Source organism: Spirochaeta dissipatitropha (genome assembly GCF_054657935.1).
Window position 1 is genome coordinate 85962 of sequence record NZ_BAAHXT010000007.1, and the last position, 16641, is coordinate 102602.

Annotated in this window: 14 protein-coding genes and 1 tRNA gene; 14 read left to right on the forward strand and 1 reads right to left on the reverse strand. The window is 44.7% G+C overall.

Annotated features, from left to right (window positions below; genetic code table 11):
- Positions 1-86: 86 nt before the first annotated feature.
- The 14 genes from spoVG (at position 87) to lepA (ending at position 15009) form a co-directional block, all read left to right on the forward strand.
- Positions 87-383 carry a septation regulator SpoVG gene (gene spoVG / locus ACYQ2L_RS10070; protein ID WP_460054878.1) on the forward strand — a complete coding sequence of 99 codons (297 nt, stop codon included), beginning with the start codon at positions 87-89 and terminating at the stop codon, positions 381-383.
- A gap of 64 nt (positions 384-447) precedes the next feature.
- A tRNA-Gln gene (locus ACYQ2L_RS10075) sits at positions 448-519 on the forward strand.
- Positions 520-606: 87 nt separating this feature from the next.
- Positions 607-1209, forward strand: a complete 603-nt coding sequence (locus ACYQ2L_RS10080) for a 50S ribosomal protein L25 (RefSeq protein WP_460054880.1) — start codon at positions 607-609, stop codon at positions 1207-1209.
- A gap of 10 nt (positions 1210-1219) precedes the next feature.
- The gene (gene pth, locus ACYQ2L_RS10085) at positions 1220-1801 is read left to right on the forward strand and encodes an aminoacyl-tRNA hydrolase (RefSeq protein WP_460054883.1); all 582 of its coding nucleotides are present in this window, start codon (positions 1220-1222) and stop codon (positions 1799-1801) included.
- The gene (tilS, locus tag ACYQ2L_RS10090) at positions 1767-3134 is read left to right on the forward strand and encodes a tRNA lysidine(34) synthetase TilS (protein WP_460054887.1); all 1368 of its coding nucleotides are present in this window, start codon (positions 1767-1769) and stop codon (positions 3132-3134) included. The genes pth and tilS overlap by 35 nt, the downstream gene beginning before the upstream one ends.
- A gap of 12 nt (positions 3135-3146) precedes the next feature.
- The gene (locus ACYQ2L_RS10095) at positions 3147-4901 is read left to right on the forward strand and encodes a tetratricopeptide repeat protein (RefSeq protein WP_460054890.1); all 1755 of its coding nucleotides are present in this window, start codon (positions 3147-3149) and stop codon (positions 4899-4901) included.
- A complete protein-coding gene (locus ACYQ2L_RS10100) occupies positions 4858-6639 on the forward strand; it encodes a S1C family serine protease (RefSeq protein WP_460054893.1) in 1782 nt (593 codons plus the stop codon). Before ACYQ2L_RS10095 ends, ACYQ2L_RS10100 begins: the two co-directional genes overlap by 44 nt.
- A 73-nt stretch (positions 6640-6712) precedes the next feature.
- Complete coding sequence (locus ACYQ2L_RS10105) at positions 6713-7051, forward strand: STAS domain-containing protein (RefSeq protein ID WP_460054897.1); 339 nt, start codon at positions 6713-6715, stop codon at positions 7049-7051.
- Positions 7041-9212, forward strand: a complete 2172-nt coding sequence (locus tag ACYQ2L_RS10110) for a chemotaxis protein CheA (RefSeq protein ID WP_460054901.1) — start codon at positions 7041-7043, stop codon at positions 9210-9212. The genes ACYQ2L_RS10105 and ACYQ2L_RS10110 overlap by 11 nt, the downstream gene beginning before the upstream one ends.
- The gene (locus tag ACYQ2L_RS10115; protein ID WP_460054905.1) at positions 9205-10101 is read left to right on the forward strand and encodes a CheR family methyltransferase; all 897 of its coding nucleotides are present in this window, start codon (positions 9205-9207) and stop codon (positions 10099-10101) included. The genes ACYQ2L_RS10110 and ACYQ2L_RS10115 overlap by 8 nt, the downstream gene beginning before the upstream one ends.
- Before the next feature lie 17 nt (positions 10102-10118).
- A complete protein-coding gene (locus ACYQ2L_RS10120; protein WP_460054907.1) occupies positions 10119-11261 on the forward strand; it encodes a protein-glutamate methylesterase/protein-glutamine glutaminase in 1143 nt (380 codons plus the stop codon).
- Positions 11258-11653, forward strand: a complete 396-nt coding sequence (locus ACYQ2L_RS10125) for a response regulator (RefSeq protein WP_460054910.1) — start codon at positions 11258-11260, stop codon at positions 11651-11653. The genes ACYQ2L_RS10120 and ACYQ2L_RS10125 overlap by 4 nt, the downstream gene beginning before the upstream one ends.
- Positions 11650-13167, forward strand: coding sequence for an ATP-binding response regulator (locus ACYQ2L_RS10130; protein WP_460054914.1), 1518 nt, complete (start codon positions 11650-11652; stop codon positions 13165-13167). Before ACYQ2L_RS10125 ends, ACYQ2L_RS10130 begins: the two co-directional genes overlap by 4 nt.
- A 33-nt stretch (positions 13168-13200) precedes the next feature.
- Positions 13201-15009: a translation elongation factor 4 gene (lepA, locus tag ACYQ2L_RS10135; RefSeq protein WP_460054919.1), complete on the forward strand. Its 1809-nt coding sequence runs from the start codon at positions 13201-13203 to the stop codon at positions 15007-15009.
- Here the strand turns inward: lepA and ACYQ2L_RS10140 are convergent.
- On the reverse strand, positions 15006-16637 hold the full coding sequence (locus ACYQ2L_RS10140; protein WP_460054921.1) for a 6-hydroxymethylpterin diphosphokinase MptE-like protein: 1632 nt from the start codon (positions 16635-16637) through the stop codon (positions 15006-15008). The genes lepA and ACYQ2L_RS10140 overlap by 4 nt on opposite strands.
- Positions 16638-16641: the final 4 nt, after the last annotated feature.

The following is a 16641-nucleotide window of genomic DNA, read 5'->3' on the forward strand; positions in this document are numbered from 1 at the left end:
TTCCTTTTTTTCTGGCATTCTCACGGAATACCATGTATGCTATCGTTATCAATTGCATACCGGTAGTTGCTTGGAGGAGTGGAGACATGGAAATTACCGACATACGTATTCGTAATGTGTCATCCGGAGGCAAGTTAAAAGCTTATGTGACAATTACATTTGACGACAGCTTTGTGGTTCATAACCTTAAGATTATTGAAGGTAAAACCGGGGTGTTTATAGCAATGCCCAGCCGCAAAACAAAATCCGGCGAATTCAAGGATGTTGCTCATCCGATTCACGCTGATTTTCGAGCTTCATTACAGGAGCAGATTCTAAAGGCCTACGAAGAGCATGTACTCAACGGCTCTGTGGAATCCACTGAAGAAGACGAGGATCACTAATAAAAATAAATGTAATAACGATTGATTTTTTTTTTGATTTCTCGTATTATATCGCCCGTTGCCTTGGGACGTGGACAAGTGGTAAGTCAACGGGTTTTGGTCCCGTCATGCGCAGGTTCGAATCCTGCCGTCCCAGATTCTCATGCGGTTCAGGTGTGCTTCCGGTAGTGAAGATTATCCAGATAGTCATGTGCCGCTATGTCATATAAGGAGATTTTTTAATATGGAACATGTAATTACCGCAGAAAAGCGTACTGAAACCGGTAAAGGTCCCAATAATCGTCTGAGAAGCAGTGGAAAAATCCCTGCTGTTGTATACGGCCATTCGGATGCTGTCAGTATCGCCCTCAATGAACGGGAGTTTTCCAGGGAATTTCATAAAGTATCTGAAAGTACAATCCTGAACCTTCAGTTTGAAAAGAAGAGCCTTGAGGTCCTTATAAAGGATTATCAGGAAGATTTTATTTCCGGCAGAATTCTGCATGTCGATTTTTACGAGATCGAAAAGGGTAAAAAACTCAGAACTCATGTCTCGATTCATCTTACCGGCACTCCCGACGAAGTTCGAGAAGGTGGTATTCTTGAAAATCCATTGCATGAAGTAGAAATTGAGTGTATTCCGAAGGATCTCCCTGAAGATATCAGAATTGATATCAAGAACCTGAGCAGTGCACACGCTCTTCATGTAGGTGACATTACACCTCCGGAAGGCGTAAAGATTCTTACAAATCCCGACGCTGTTGTTGCTGCCGTTGTACATGCAAAAGCTGCTGCGGCCAGTGATGAGGATTCCGAAGAAGAGGTTGTCGAGGAGACAGCAGAGTAAGGAATTATCTGTGAAGGTAATTATTGGTCTTGGGAACCCCGGATCAAAATACATAAATACACGGCATAATGCGGGATTCATTCTTGCAGACATGCTGTGTGAGTATTATGGTGGCCGCTGGAAAAAAGCTTTTCTGCGGCCATTTCTGTATGCAGTATTTCCGGATCCGGAATTTGTTCTCATCAAGCCCTTAACCTATATGAATCGTTCGGGTTCAGTATTGCCTTTTCTACAGTCAAAATTTTCCCTGGATAGCCCGGACGATATTCTGGTCCTTGTGGATAATATGGATCTGCCTTGTGCCAAAGCCCGGCTGAAAAAAGGCGGATCCAGTGCAGGGCACAACGGCCTTAAATCATTAATTTCCAGTATAGGCGACTCTGGTTTTTCCAGGCTGTACATTGGAATCGGACGCGGAGAGGACTCGGTTATCGATTATGTGCTGGGTGATTTTTCTCAACAGCAGATTGAATCACTGAACAGTAACAAAGATACGGTTATTGAGGCCTGCAGGCTCTGGTTGTCAGATGATAGCAAAAAAGCAATGGAAGTGCTGAATGGTCGACAGAAATTTCATTCTGGATCAAATTAGAACCTGGTGGGACAGTAATTCATTTGCTGACTGCCGTCATGTAATCCTTGCTCTGTCCGGTGGTCGGGACAGTATGCTGCTCCTGCATATTTTATCTGATCTGAAAGTCTGCAAGGTTTTAGACAGCGTAACAGCGGCCTGGTTTGACCATTCGCTGCGGCCGGTAGATGAAATATCCAGAGAGAAAGCCGTCGTTACTGCCCAATGTAATGAACTTGGAATTCCCTTGCGAACCGGGAATGTTCTAAAATCAGAAATTACTGAACTCAGAAAGTCTCTGGGGATGGAAGCTGCCGCAAGACTTCTCCGTCATCAATTTCTTGAAGATACGAGTCTTTCTATTGCAAGCGGGAAAACCACTCCAGTGCTCCTTGCCTTTGCCCATCATAGAAATGATCAGGTGGAAACCCTGCTCCTGAGACTTGCTTCCGGCACAGGCTTATCAGCTTTGAGTGCTATTCCCTCGATACGCGAGTTGAATCCTTCGGTTAAAATTATCCGGCCTCTATTATGTCTGAAAGAAGAGGATCTCCGGGTCGCCTATTCGGTATATCCGCTTCAATTCCACACAGATTCAAGCAATCATGATACTGATATCAGCAGGAATGCAGTGCGGAATTTGATAGTACCAAATCTGTATACACAGTTTCCTGATTTGCCGGATCGAGTTCAATCAATAAGTAAAGATTTCGGTGAGTTGCTCGATTGGCAGGATCGAACTATCGCTGAGCATTCTGAAATGCATTCAGTACTTAATGGACTCATTATTAGATGCAAAACTGTCGGTGTACTATCTCTACCTCCTGTTCTTAGATTCCGGCTTTTCTGTACAATTCAAAATGCACTCTCCCAGGGTGAACATGGTAATACCGGAATTCCAGCCCGGATATCCAGAAAGAGTATTGCAGCCTTTGAAAATCTGGACAGCATATTCATTAACAGCAGGGAATCAAAATGGACCAAGCTTCTGAATGCTGGCGGCATCGCAGTATGGATCAATGTTGAATCGATTGACTTTGCATCTGAACGGATCAGTCTTCAGCATATACGCTGTAGATTGTCAGCAGCTGAATTACTGTTTTCAGTGACACTGGCCGATAATCTAAAGGACTCGTTTTCACTTAATGAGAGTGCATGTATTTATCTTAGAAGTGTTCAGCCTGGAGACCGGATTGGCAGCTCAGAGTCAGCTAAACAATGGTTTCAGAGGAATAAGATTCCTCAGCATTTGCGGCCTGCTTATTTTATAGCCGAGCACATACACAAAGGAATATATGCGATCATCTCACCTGCAGCAAAGGTTGTCTGGAAACAGAAGCCGGCAGGGCGATAAAGGATTTGAATCATGTATATTTTTTCAGTATCTACAACTGCGTTCCATACAGTTTATTCTGCCCGGAGGACTGTTGCTTACCGTGTACTTGCTGTCGTCTGCGCTTTGGCCCTGTCGTTTAATTCGATTCAGCTTACAGCTTCAGAGCAATCGATTGCAGATATTTATACATCTATGGCCTATGATTTTTTTGAGAAAGGATCCCTGCAGGAGGCTAAGGAACTTGCAGAGATTGCCTTGACCTATAATCCTGACAATCCCGATGCGCTTCTGTTATATTTTTTCAGCATTGGCAGGGACGTAATCAGTCTCGAACTACTGGAATCTGAAATGCAGCGAGCAATAGAACTTGGCGGATTCCGGTATTTCAGACCCGAAGATTCGCGGATATATCTATCTGAGTTATATATGGCGTCCGGTCAATATGAAAAAGCCCGGGAGGTATTACCATTTCCGGAAGACAGTCAGCTGCCGGGTCGCAGGCTAATCGAAGCAAATGTAGAACTGATGTATCTCATGAGAGACTACAGCCTGGCAGACAGGTGGCTGTATGAGGGAATCAGACTATTTCCGGAAAGTGATGTTCTTGCGGATATCCTTATACAAAGAGATCCGCTTCCCGGTTTTTTTACCAGAGCGTATATTGAGTATGCAATGCAGTCTTCACCCCGTTATCTGCAGGCATTGCTTCGTCTGGCACAGAGTCAGACGCCTGTGATCAGAGAAGAAATTCTTGATCAGTATTTTTCCCTCGGCGGTGGATCGGCTGACGGAGCATTGATATATCTGGAGAACGCTGTACTGATAGGGCAGGAAGACACCGTTCTTGATAGATGGAACAGGTTTAAAGATTCCGGGGGGCTGCTGCGCTGGGATCTTTTACGGTCTATTGAGAACTCCAACCTTGATTTCCCCACAGAACTAATTCAGGAAATATCTGACCATTTGGCTTCATTCAGCGGCAGTCTTTATTGGTACGACGCATTCAAACAGTTTCCTGGTCAATGGATAGAATTCCGCGATGGAGAAATTATCCGCTGGCATCTTGATTCGGGTTCGAATGGAAGACTGGATTACATAGTGCATTTTTCGGACAACATACCTCAATCCATAGAGGCTTTCGGTCGGATGAAATACGAGAATTATAGATATCATATGTATCCCTGGGTAATACAATATATCATACATGATGATAAAAGCGGTGAGCGTTATAGATATGAACTGATCCCTTTTTCACTTGAGCACAGAATTTTCTCGAATCTGTTTGAATTTGAGCGAGGGCAGTTGCCTGGAAAGTTGAATCTACTTCCGGATAGTATGGGAATTGATTCTGATTTATCAGTGCATATAAGGACACGCGAAGTAATACAAAGCACCGGCTATCGTCAGGTGCAGGAGTATTTCAGGGCATTGCCTGTGATGGAGTATGCATATAACCCGGTTGGCACCATGATCAGAATTACAGAATTTACAGATGGTGAACCAAGTCGCAGCAGCATATCGATGCAGGAAGATGGCTACTTTGACAGGGTCAGAAAATATTCGCCTGGGCTTCTGACATCTGATGCTTTTGATTTGAATCGGGATGGAAAAGCTGATTACTGGCTGGATTACAGTAATGAACGAGCTCAGCATATCTGGAAATTGAGCAATGACCCGCTTCTCGGGCTGCGGATGTACCCCCACTTTGATTCAGTGCCAGAAGTTGATATATTGTACTTACATGAAATTGAAAACGAAATTCCCGATTTGTTTCCTGTTCGTTAGTTTTATCATTCTATCCGGCTGTGCCAGTTCTGGCCCAATTCCTGTAGCTCCGGCGAGGGAGGACGCTGCCAGATCAAACATAGAAAGGCTGATTGAAGAAGAAAATTTCTCTGAAGCCCTTGTGCTGGTAGATCTATACCAGCTGCGCAGTGGATGGAATTATGATTGGCTGAAATCTGTCGATAGAACCGCCGTTGCAGGGCTTCAGAATCAATATCAGCGTCTTTCGGCAGAAGGCTATGTGGCTGAAGCAATAGAACTGTATCATAGTCTCAGAAACATTGGGTATGCCCCCGATGAGGACAGCTATCTCGCTCTACTGGAACAGCATTGGCTCAAGCATATTGAGAATGAGAATAGACCTCTGGCAATAAATAGTTTTCTGCAGCTGCTTTCTTATGATTATCTGTCAAAGGAGAGGATTGAGGAAGGGCTTCGGTACATACATTCAAAAAATGATGAGTTCGCTTTTGAGAGTGCACTTCGCATAATAGGTTCCGATTTCGAGTATGATGCTGAGGAATTCAGATTTTCTTCTGTACCAATTTCTGAACAGATAAAAGGCACAGCCATGATCTGGGTAAATAAGGGCATCCGACTTGATAGAGGAGTGGGCATGCCGGATCGCATGATCGGAAGCGGTTTTTTTATAGATAATCAGGGTCACCTGCTTACTAATTATCACGTAATTGAGAGTGAGGTGAATCCAAGATATTCCGGCTATTCCCGCGTGTACATACGCCCTCCTGATGCTCCAGAGACAAGGATACCTGCAACCGTAATCGGATTCGATCCGATACTTGACCTTGCTTTGTTAAAGGTTCCCTATACCCCTGACTATGTCTTCCCATTGACCGGGATGCGTGATAGACCCGTTGGAAGTCAGGTATTCGCCATTGGCAGTCCTGGCGGGCTTTCGAATACCATAACTTCTGGGATCATATCCGCTGGAGGACGTAGATTTCTACAGATTGGTGAGGCTTTGCAGGTTGATGCTCCTCTGAATCCCGGGAATAGTGGCGGCCCTGTTCTTGATATCGATGGTAATCTGGTTGGTGTTGTTTATGCAGGTATTGCCCAGTTTGACGGAGTAAACTTTGCAGTACCCTCGTTCTGGCTCAGAGGTATTCTCGAGAGGCTATATGAACCAGGTAGAATAGAGCACAGTTATTTAGGGGCTTCAGTTTTTGAGCGGCACAATGGTCTTGAAATAACCCATGTAATTGTGGGATCACCAGCCGATCGATCGGGATTTCAGGTTGGGGATCTCATTGTCGAAATCCAGGGGAATTCCGTTAACAGCATTGAACAGGCGAACCGTATCATGCTGCAGTACAGACCAGGCAGCTTGATGACTGTCAGGTTAAGAATACAAGAGAACACAAATATTATTCAGCGAGTGCAGTTGACCGCGAGGCCGGAGAGACCGCTGGAGGCTAGTATTCGAGGTGTCTCCAGTTTTCCTGAAAGCCTGTTTCCAGCACTTTTCGGTATGTTTGTAAAAGAAATCAGGAGCGGTTGGTTTGTGAATGATTACAGCATTCAGAGAGTCCTGTCAGGTTCGATTGCCGATGAAGCAGGGCTATCAGTTAATGATCCCCTGAGTCTGCAAAAATGGGAGTACAATGAAGAAACCGAGATCCTTCGTCTGCAACTCCGGGTAAAAAAACGGCAATCTGGATACATGGACAGCTCCATTCAAATTCCGGTTCATATACTCACTAGTAACATTCTTTGATTGTTTGCATCTCTACATTGGATTTTTTGGCTTTCAGCTTCTATAGTTTAAGTACTGTTACCATGGAGGGTGTATGGGTGTTGGAATGAAAGTAATAAATGTACCGGCAAAGCTGACAATCCAACATATCAGCGTTGTTCACAGTAAACTTGTGAAAGATATAGGCAATGCTAAAAATATCCTGCTTCATGTAGGGGCTATTGAGGAAATAGACAGCAGCGGTATTCAGCTTCTGTATTCTGTTCTTCGTCTGGCGCAGGCACGAGGTATCCGAGCAGATTTTTCTGGTGAGGTCACGGAACCCCTGGAGATAGCCCTTTTGTCCGGTGGTTTTTGCAGAGAAGTTCCGAGGCAGGCAAAAGATCTTGCTTCAGCACTTGTTGGTATAAGTGGAGGTAAGCATGCAGGATAAGTTCCGCGACACCTTCAAATTGGAAGCGCTTGAACTACTGTCAACACTTGAGGGTACTATTCTGGATCTTGAAAGCGATCCCGGAGATGCAGAATCTATTTCTTCAGTTTTCAGGGTAATGCATACAATTAAAGGTTCGGGAGCCATGTTCGGGTTTCTTCATATATCTCGTTTTACACACGAGATTGAAGATCTCATGGATATGGTTCGGCAGGGTCAAAAGGCCGTTAATCAGGATCTGATAGATATCCTTCTTGTAAGCAGGGATCATATAAGAGATATGCTGGACGAAGCCGATCCACCGCCATCAGAATTATTGGAAGCTTCAGAAAAAATACTTCAAAAAGTTCGGCAGGCTGGAGGCGGGAGTACAAATGACAGCCCCGTCAGTCAGTCAGGCGCTTCTCAGGTTCATGCATCCACAACTCAGTCCTCATTATCAGGTGCAAACCAGATTACTGAATCCGGCTTTACAAGTACAGAGATGCTTACCTACAGAATCCGTTTAGTACCTGACAATGATTTTTTCAGAAACGGCTCAAATCCCCTGGCATTACTCCGTGAATTACGTGAATTAGGTGACTGTACCTGTATTCCCTATACACATAATGTTCCTGATCTGATAGATATCGAACCTGAATCCAGTTATTTTTACTGGGATATTATTTTAACCAGCTGTGCAGAAATCCATCAGATTGAAGATGTATTTCTTTTTGTTCGGGATCGCTGTGCTCTGAAAATAGATAGTATTGATGAACTCTCAATGGATGATCTTGAACCTTCCAAACGACTCGGTCAAATTCTGCTTGAGCGAGGTGTGGTGAAGCCAGAACAGGTATCCGCCGCCCTGGATAAACAGATGAGAATCGGACAGGTTCTGCAGGATGAAGGTGTAAATGCTTTTGATATCGAGGCAGCACTGGAGGAACAGGAGCACATAAAACGAAGCAGGAAGCGTTTGCTCGATGATCCATCCAGACAAGGTGTTCGTGTTGCGTCCGAAAAGCTTGATGATCTCATTGATCTCGTAGGAGAGTTGGTTACCTTACAGGCGAGGGTAAGTAGTACTGCTCATGAACTGGATCATGCGACCATGAGTAACCTCGCAGAAAACCTTCAGCACCTCACCGATGAACTGAGAGAGAGCACGCTGAGTATCAGAATGCTTCCTATCAGTGGGGTGTTTTCAAAATTCCGTCGATTGGTTCGTGACCTCGGTCAGAAGCTCGGCAAGAATATTGAGCTGGAGACTCGAGGAGAAGACACAGAACTTGACAAGACGATTCTGGATAAATTGACAGATCCTCTTATGCATCTGATCAGAAATGCTGTTGATCACGGAATAGAGTATCCTGCTGAACGTACTGCTGCCGGAAAACCCTCATGTGGCACAATACTGGTCAAGGCGGAACAATTCGGTGCCAACATTCTCATCAGTATAGAAGATGACGGTAGAGGTTTGAATCGTGATGCGATTCTTGAAAAAGCAATCGCCAGGAATCTTATTTCTGATACTTCTTCACTCAATGATAAGGATATCCTGGATCTGATCAGCATGCCAGGTTTTTCCACTGTGTCAGAGGTAACCGAAGTCTCCGGCCGTGGTGTTGGTATGGATGTTGTAAAGCAGCAGATAGATGCACTCAATGGAACCCTCGAGGTCTACGACAGTGAGAGAGGGGGGACGTGTTTTGTCCTTGTGCTCCCACTCACTCTGGCAATTATTGATGGACTGCTTATTAAAACCGGCACCGAATACTATGTAATTCCCCTGTCAGTGGTTGAAGAATGCATTGAGTGGTCTCCGGATTCCGGGAAATCTTCAGAATCGGGCATGGGCAGAGAAGTGCTTACAATTCAGAACAGAGGAAAAATGATTTCATCTATTTTACTGCGGAATTATTTTTCTATTGATGAGCAATGGCCGGATATTCACCAGGCTATTGTCGTGAACCACAGAAATGAAAAAATCGGGATTATAGCAGATCAGGTAATTGGCAGTCATCAGACCGTGATCAAACCACTTGGCCGTTTGTATAAGGATATACCGGGTATTTCAGGAGCGACCATATTAGGTGACGGATCTGTCGCGCTTATACTGGATATTCAGCGTCTATCAAGCGAAGTAGCACAGTCAGAGCGGGAGAAAATAAATGCTTGATGCAAATGGAAAACAGCTCAAGGATGCTGAAAATCAGAGTCACATAGGGCCTGCTCCCAAATTACAGGATAAGGAATTCAATGTATTCAGAAAATATATTGAGGAAGAGATAGGAATCAAGATGCCTCCCGCAAAAAGGGTTATGCTTGAATCCCGCTTGCTCAAGCGCCTGCGTACCCTCGGCTTGAGAAGTTTTCGGGAGTACATTGATCTTGTATTCAGTGAAAAGGGAACTCACACCGAGCTCATCCATATGATTAATGCGGTTACTACCAACAAGACCGATTTCTTTCGGGAATCCGAGCATTTTCGATATTTGAGTAGCGTACTCCTGCCCAGGCATCTTCAAGAGGATTCCTGGGGTAAGGAAGGACTACTGAAGATCTGGTCCTGTGCCAGTTCAAGTGGTGAGGAAGTCTACACCCTGGCAATGGTTCTTCAGGACTTTGCAGATGAACACAGACCTTATCAGTTCAAGATTCTTGGAACGGATATATCAACCCGAATGCTCGATAGATGCGTTTCCGCAGTATATGCTTCTGATCGGGTGATCCCGGTACCCGAGAAAATGAAAAAGAAATATTTGCTGCGAAGCAAAGATAAAACAGCTGGTCTGGTGAAAATCAAGCCCGAACTAAGAGCAAAAACCATGTTTCACAGAGTGAATCTTATGGATGATGATTATGGTATTCGTGATAATTTTCATATTATTTTCTGTAGAAACGTTATCATCTATTTTGACAGGCAGCGGCAGATTGAGTTAATGAGCAAGCTGCATTCACATTTGCTGCCGGGGGGATATCTGTTTTTAGGTCATTCCGAGACGCTTGCAGGAATGGATGTTCCATTTGTTTCTGTCGCACCGACCGTATACAGAAAGAAAGGATGAAAGGACCAGGGTAGGATATGTCAATAAAAGTAATGATTATAGATGATTCCGCTGTTGTACGGGAAACTCTCCAACAGGTCCTCAGTTCAGATCGAGGTATAGAGGTTATCGCTACTGCTGCGGATCCCTATATCGCAGCCAGGAAGCTGCAGACACTGGTGCCGGATGTAATAACCCTGGATATAGAGATGCCACGAATGGATGGTTTGACCTTCCTCAGAAAATTGATGAGTCAACACCCTCTTCCGGTTGTAATCTGCTCAAGTAAAGCAGAAGATGGATCGGGAAATGCCTTGAGAGCCCTGGAATATGGGGCTGTCGATATAATAGAAAAACCCAAGGTCGGTACCAAGCAGTTTCTGCTTGAGTCACAGACACAGATATGTGATGTAGTAAAGGCTGCGGCTTCAGCTCGCTTGTCAAAACTGAAATCTGTGAAAATAAATCCCGGACGTACAGCCATTCCGCCATCTGTTCCGTCCTCTTACTCTTCCGGAGATGTTCCTCAGCCAAAGCTGACAGCAGATGCTGTTCTTTCATTACCCAGGAATAATCAGGTCATAGAGACGACCGAGAAAATAGTTGCTGTTGGTGCATCTACCGGAGGTACTGAAGCGCTCCGAGTCTTTCTAGAGGAATTACCCCCGGATGCTCCGGGTATAGTTATAGTTCAGCATATGCCGGAAAAGTTTACTGCAGCTTTTGCAAAGAGACTTGACGGGCTCTGCAGAATTTCAATTAAAGAGGCAGAAAACAATGATACAATCATCAGGGGGAGAGCACTCATTGCTCCAGGGAACAAGCACACACTCGTAAAACGTAGCGGGGCACGGTACTATGTCGAAGTCATTGACGGCCCGCTTGTCAGCCGGCATCGTCCTTCGGTTGACGTGCTTTTCCGATCAGCGGCCCGTTATGCCGGAAAAAATACCGTTGCAGTTATCATGACCGGTATGGGGGATGATGGAGCCCGGGGGATGCTGGAACTCAAGGACTGTGGTGCGTACACCATCGGACAGAATGAGGAAACTTGTGTTGTATATGGAATGCCGCAGGAAGCGCATAAATTAGGTGCAGTAAAGGAGCAGCTTCCGTTAGAAGCAATAGCCGGAGCAGTTCTCAGATCATCAGGTGTGCGAGGGGGAGTAGAATCGGAATGAGATATCTAATTGTAGAAGATGACTTGACCAGCCGGCGACTGTTGGAGGCCATTGTGTCAAAGCATGGCTTCGGAAATGTGGTAGTGAATGGCCTGGAAGCTGTGGAGGCATTCTCACTTGCCTGGCAGGAATCCAATCCTTATGATGTGATTTTCTTTGATATCATGATGCCCGAAATGGATGGCCTCGAAGCCCTGGGCGAAATACGGAAGATTGAGCAGAAAAATGGTATCAAGCCAGGGAAGGAAGTCAAGGTTATTATGGTCACCGCATTGGAAGACCCTCAGACGGTAATCAAGGCATATTATCACGGTGAGGCATCCAGTTATCTGGTCAAGCCTATAGATCCGGACAAAGTCATAAACGAGCTCAGGAAACTTAAGCTTATATGACCCTGGTAGATGCCCTGAGCAGCCCTGCCTCTGTACTTGTAGTGGAAGATGAACATATAGTCGCTCTGGACATACAGACAAGTCTGCAGCGTTGTGGCTTTATCTTGTTCTCTGTCTGTCAAAGCGGTGAAGCGGCAATTCAGTTACTTGAACAATCTCCGCATCTCCCGGACATTGTACTCATGGATATTCATCTTGCCGGACATATGGATGGTATTCAAACCGCGGATCATGTCATACAAAATTTCTTTCTTCCGGTAATTATTCTTACTGCATATTCAGATCAGAAAACAATTACCCAGGCTCTTGGTGCCTCACCATATGGATACCTGGTCAAACCCTTTGATATCAGGGATCTGAAGACAACTATTACAATTGCATTGCTGCGGCATCGTGTTGAACAGGAAACATTGCAGGCAAAAGAGTTGCTGTTCTCTGCTGTCGAGGGCCTGCCGGATGGAATAATGATCAGTGATGAATCAGATCGAGTCATTGAAGTTAACCAGAAGTTCAGCCAGATGTTTGGCATTCAAAAAGAAGATGTATCTGCTCGGATTTCTTCAGAAATATTCAGCGATTTCGGTCTGAGGATTGATGGATCACCATGTCAGGTCGAAGGACATAATGATTTCTGGCTCGAAATTTATATCCGTCCACTGCAGGGGAATGTTGCCCGGAAAATCTACATTTTCCGGGATGTCAGCCAAAGAGTTGCTGCAGAGAGAGATTTAAAGAGAACCCAGCAGCGTTTTAGATATACCGAGAAAATGGAAGCTCTTGGCCGGATGTCTGAGGGTATTGCTCATGATTTCAACAATTTTCTGGCTATAATCAGCGGGCATATGGCTGTTCTGCAGCAGAGTTGGGATGATATCAAAGCATTTCCAGACAGCATGAACGCTGACCCCGGAGATAGGCTTGACAATAGCATCGGCGGAGCACAGGCTGCAGTGAAGAGATCAGGATCTCTTGTAAAGCAGCTGCTGGCATTCAGCAGGAACTATGTCACACGAATGTCTTCTTTCAGACTTGATTCATTACTCGATCAATTGGAAAAGGACCTTCCAAAATTACTGATAGGTGATTTTAATGTCAAAATACATAAACGTGCAGGAGAGGCACAGATCTATGCTCATTATTCGAGTGTAGAGCAGGTGCTCATCAATCTCGTGCTCAATGCCAGGGACGCAATGCATACCGGCGGAACAATCAGTATTTCATCTGGCACACAACATATTGACAACCCGTTGGAGACAGTTATGGATTCTGTTCCTCCCGGCGATTATCTTGTTGTGAGCGTCGTCGACGAAGGATCAGGTATTCAGAAAGAGATGCTTGAACATGTGTTTGAACCCTTTTATTCAACGAAGGAAGGCAATGGCTGTTCTGGTCTGGGATTGTCAATCGTGTATGGAATTGTGAAGCAAAGTAAAGGATATATTCAGATTAATACAGTTCCAGGTAAAGGTACCGCTTTCGATATCTATTTTCCTCTGCATGCAGCGCCAACTTGAATTGAAGATCGTATTAGGATATAGTCAGGCTACATGATTCCACAGCAATTTATTCGAAACTTCTGTATTATTGCACATATTGACCATGGTAAATCCACACTTGCAGATCGATTCATTCAACGTGCGCACGTCGTTGAAGATCGGCTTTTCAAGGATCAAATCCTGGACAATATGGACATTGAACGAGAACGCGGTATTACCATTAAATCACAGGCAGTAACGGTTCCATTTGAATCTCAGGATGGCAACCTGTATCACCTTAATCTGGTCGACACTCCGGGCCATGTCGATTTTTCCTATGAGGTCTCACGTGCAATTACCTCCTGTGAAGGTGCTCTTTTGCTCATCGATGCAAGTCAGGGGGTTGAAGCCCAAACCCTGGCTAACCTCTATATGGCGGTTGAACATAATCTTGAAATCATACCGGTAATTAACAAGATAGACCTGCCCAGTGCTGACGTAGAAGGTGTAATTGAACAGATTGAACATGATTTGGGCTTGTTGGCAGATGATGTCGTATGCATTTCCGCAAAAAACGCAATCGGCATTGACGAGCTTCTGGAAACGGTTGTTCAGCGGATTCCTCCACCTGGAGGCGACTATGATGCTCCTCTAAAGGCTCTGATTTTTGATTCACATTATGATACATTTCGTGGTGGTATAATGCATTGCCGGCTGTTTGATGGTGTGGTCAGACCAGGGGATAACATCTACTTCATGAAGACTCAACTTGAGTTCGGTGTAGAGGAAGTAGGCAGATTCCGAATTGGCTTCGAACCATGTGAAGAGCTGCAGGCGGGGCAGGTTGGCTATATTATTGCCGGTATCAGAACAATTAGTGATATACGCGTCGGTGAAACAGTTACTCACAAAAAGCGGCCCTGTGTTGAAGCTCTGCCCGGCTTTCGAGAGGTGAAATCTGTTGTTTTTTCTTCGATTTTTCCTGTAGATGCGAATGATTATCGAGAATTGTCTACCGCAATGGAAAAGCTGAAGCTGAACGACGCCTCTTTATTTTTTGAAAAGGACTCATCTGCCGCGCTTGGATTTGGATATAGATGTGGTTTTCTGGGATTGCTGCATCTGGAAGTCATACAGGAACGCCTTGAACGTGAGTTTGGTCTTTCTGTTGTTTTTACTGCACCTTCGGTTAGCTATCGTATCGACTTGAACAATGGAGAAAGTATTACGGTAACAAATCCTCAGGACTATCCAGCTCAGACTTCAATTGAAGCAACTTATGAGCCCTTTATTCGTGCCACTTTAATTATGCCTACTGAATATCTTGGTAATCTGATTACCCTCTGTACAGAGAAAAGAGGCATTCAGGTGGACATGATATATCTTGACCGCAAAAGAGTTGAGCTCATATATGAAATGCCCTTATCAGAGGTCTTATACGATTTTTATGATAAGCTCAAATCCTTAAGTCGAGGCTATGCTTCTTTTGATTATGAAGTAATCGATATGCGGAAAACTGACCTCGTCCGTCTGGATATTCTTCTGAATTCGAACATAGTGGATGCCCTGTCCATGCTTGTGTTCAGAGACAGTGCAGCGCACCGGGCACGAAATGTCTGTAAAAAACTGAAGGATGAAATTCCTAGACATCAATTCAAGATACCGATCCAGGGTGCAATTGGTGGAACCATTGTCGCCCGGGAAACCATTGCAGCCCTCAGGAAAGATGTTACTGCCAAGTGTTATGGTGGAGATATTTCCAGAAAGAGAAAGCTGCTTGAAAAGCAGAAAGAGGGTAAGAAGCGAATGAAGATGGTAGGAAATGTCGAGCTTCCTCAAAAGGCTTTCCTGTCGGTACTCAAATCGAGTGATGACAGTTAAAAACAGTCTTTCTCAGGTCCTGTTCTGAAGCTGGCAGCTGTCTGCTGCCAGCGCTCCAGATAATACCTTAACATAATGTGTACATGCTGGTTACCAGGATTTTCCGGTAACCCGAACTGTATATAGTCAGCATCCTGTTCAAGTCTGGAGTCTCTGTTGAACGTATCGATAGCTTTTTCCAGAATGCTGATTTCAACGTTTATCCTGCCTTCCAGATCCTGCTCTGCATTCAAGCATGCCTCAGCTGTTTCCGGCTTGGGGTAAGCAGATAAAGATTTTTCCTGCAGTGTGCTGAGTCTATCAGTTGTGCAGCTGTTTGGATGCGGCAGTACTGGAAATTCATCCCTGATCATGTTGTAGAAATCAAGCGGGGAAATTTCCTCCAGGCCGATGGGTAGTCCCGGTCCGGCTACTGTATAGAACTTATTCCCTGGATTCCAGACTGAAATAGTTTCCTGATAACGCCTGAGCACAAGATCAGTGAAAATCGGTTCGCCGTTGCGAGCCGTTGTTAATTTTGCATTCCTGTCGATTGCCTGCTTATACCAAGGCGAAGAATGCATCCGTTGTAGATTCAGCTGCCTGCTGATGTCCGGAGCTGAACCTTTTGCATGCGTCTTTTCATAGGTGTATGCAAAATCTATCCCGGCACAGAGGACCGGTCCGGATAGCATCTGTTCGATTAACTGCATAGCCGCGGGACCGACACTACCTGCCGGAGAGATTCTGGTCACATCAGAATATAAACGCCTCAGCAGTTCAAGATCCTTGAATGCGGTATGTACCCAGGTGATATTTTTTTCAGGAATTATTCGGTTAATTCCAGGAAATGAACTTGTATCAAGAATGTATCGCGTTTTTTCAGGTCGATTTTTAATGAAATCGAAAACGTTGGCAAACTGTGATTCGAGAGCTACCACAATATCAGGTTGAAAATCCAGAGTTGAAAATGCCGGTAATATGGTATCTACCGCAATAATCAAGGCATATTCTGATAACTGCTTTATCCACGGATACAATAATTCAGCTGAAGGACCGGCCCCAAGCAATATTGCTGGTACAGGTAGTTTATTCCTATAGAATCTTTTGATTTGTTGATTTGCATAGACATACGGAAAATTGGAAATACTGTTCTTGATCCATAAGCGGCCGATAGCCAGCTCTGTTGCAGTATTCTGGTACTTAGCTCGCAGTAATTTGATTAGCAGCTCATGTATCAGGTCGTATTGTCGGTGTCGTATACGATATCCGCCATTCAGATTGATCATATGAACTCGCCTTATGCCATTGGAAAAACTGTGTATAGCGAATTCCTCGAGCCTACCTATTTCATCAGGCCCGAAATATTCATCGGAATATTGACAGGAAGCGGTGTGAAGACTGTGGTGTAAATCTGTATCAAGTTCAAGGAGGATCAGGGTTGAACTTTCTGGAATGATTCTCTGTAGTTCTTTCAGTCCAATTCCAAGGAGGGGGCTGCACAGGATGTACAGGCAATTAGCATGCACCGGCACGCTATTTAATCGCCTGTTTACTCCATCCTGCGCAATATCACTGTACAGGGGCCGGTTTCCATAATAAACCTGGTCCCCTGAAACAAGGATTTCGGGACCATTTGCCCCTATCATATTT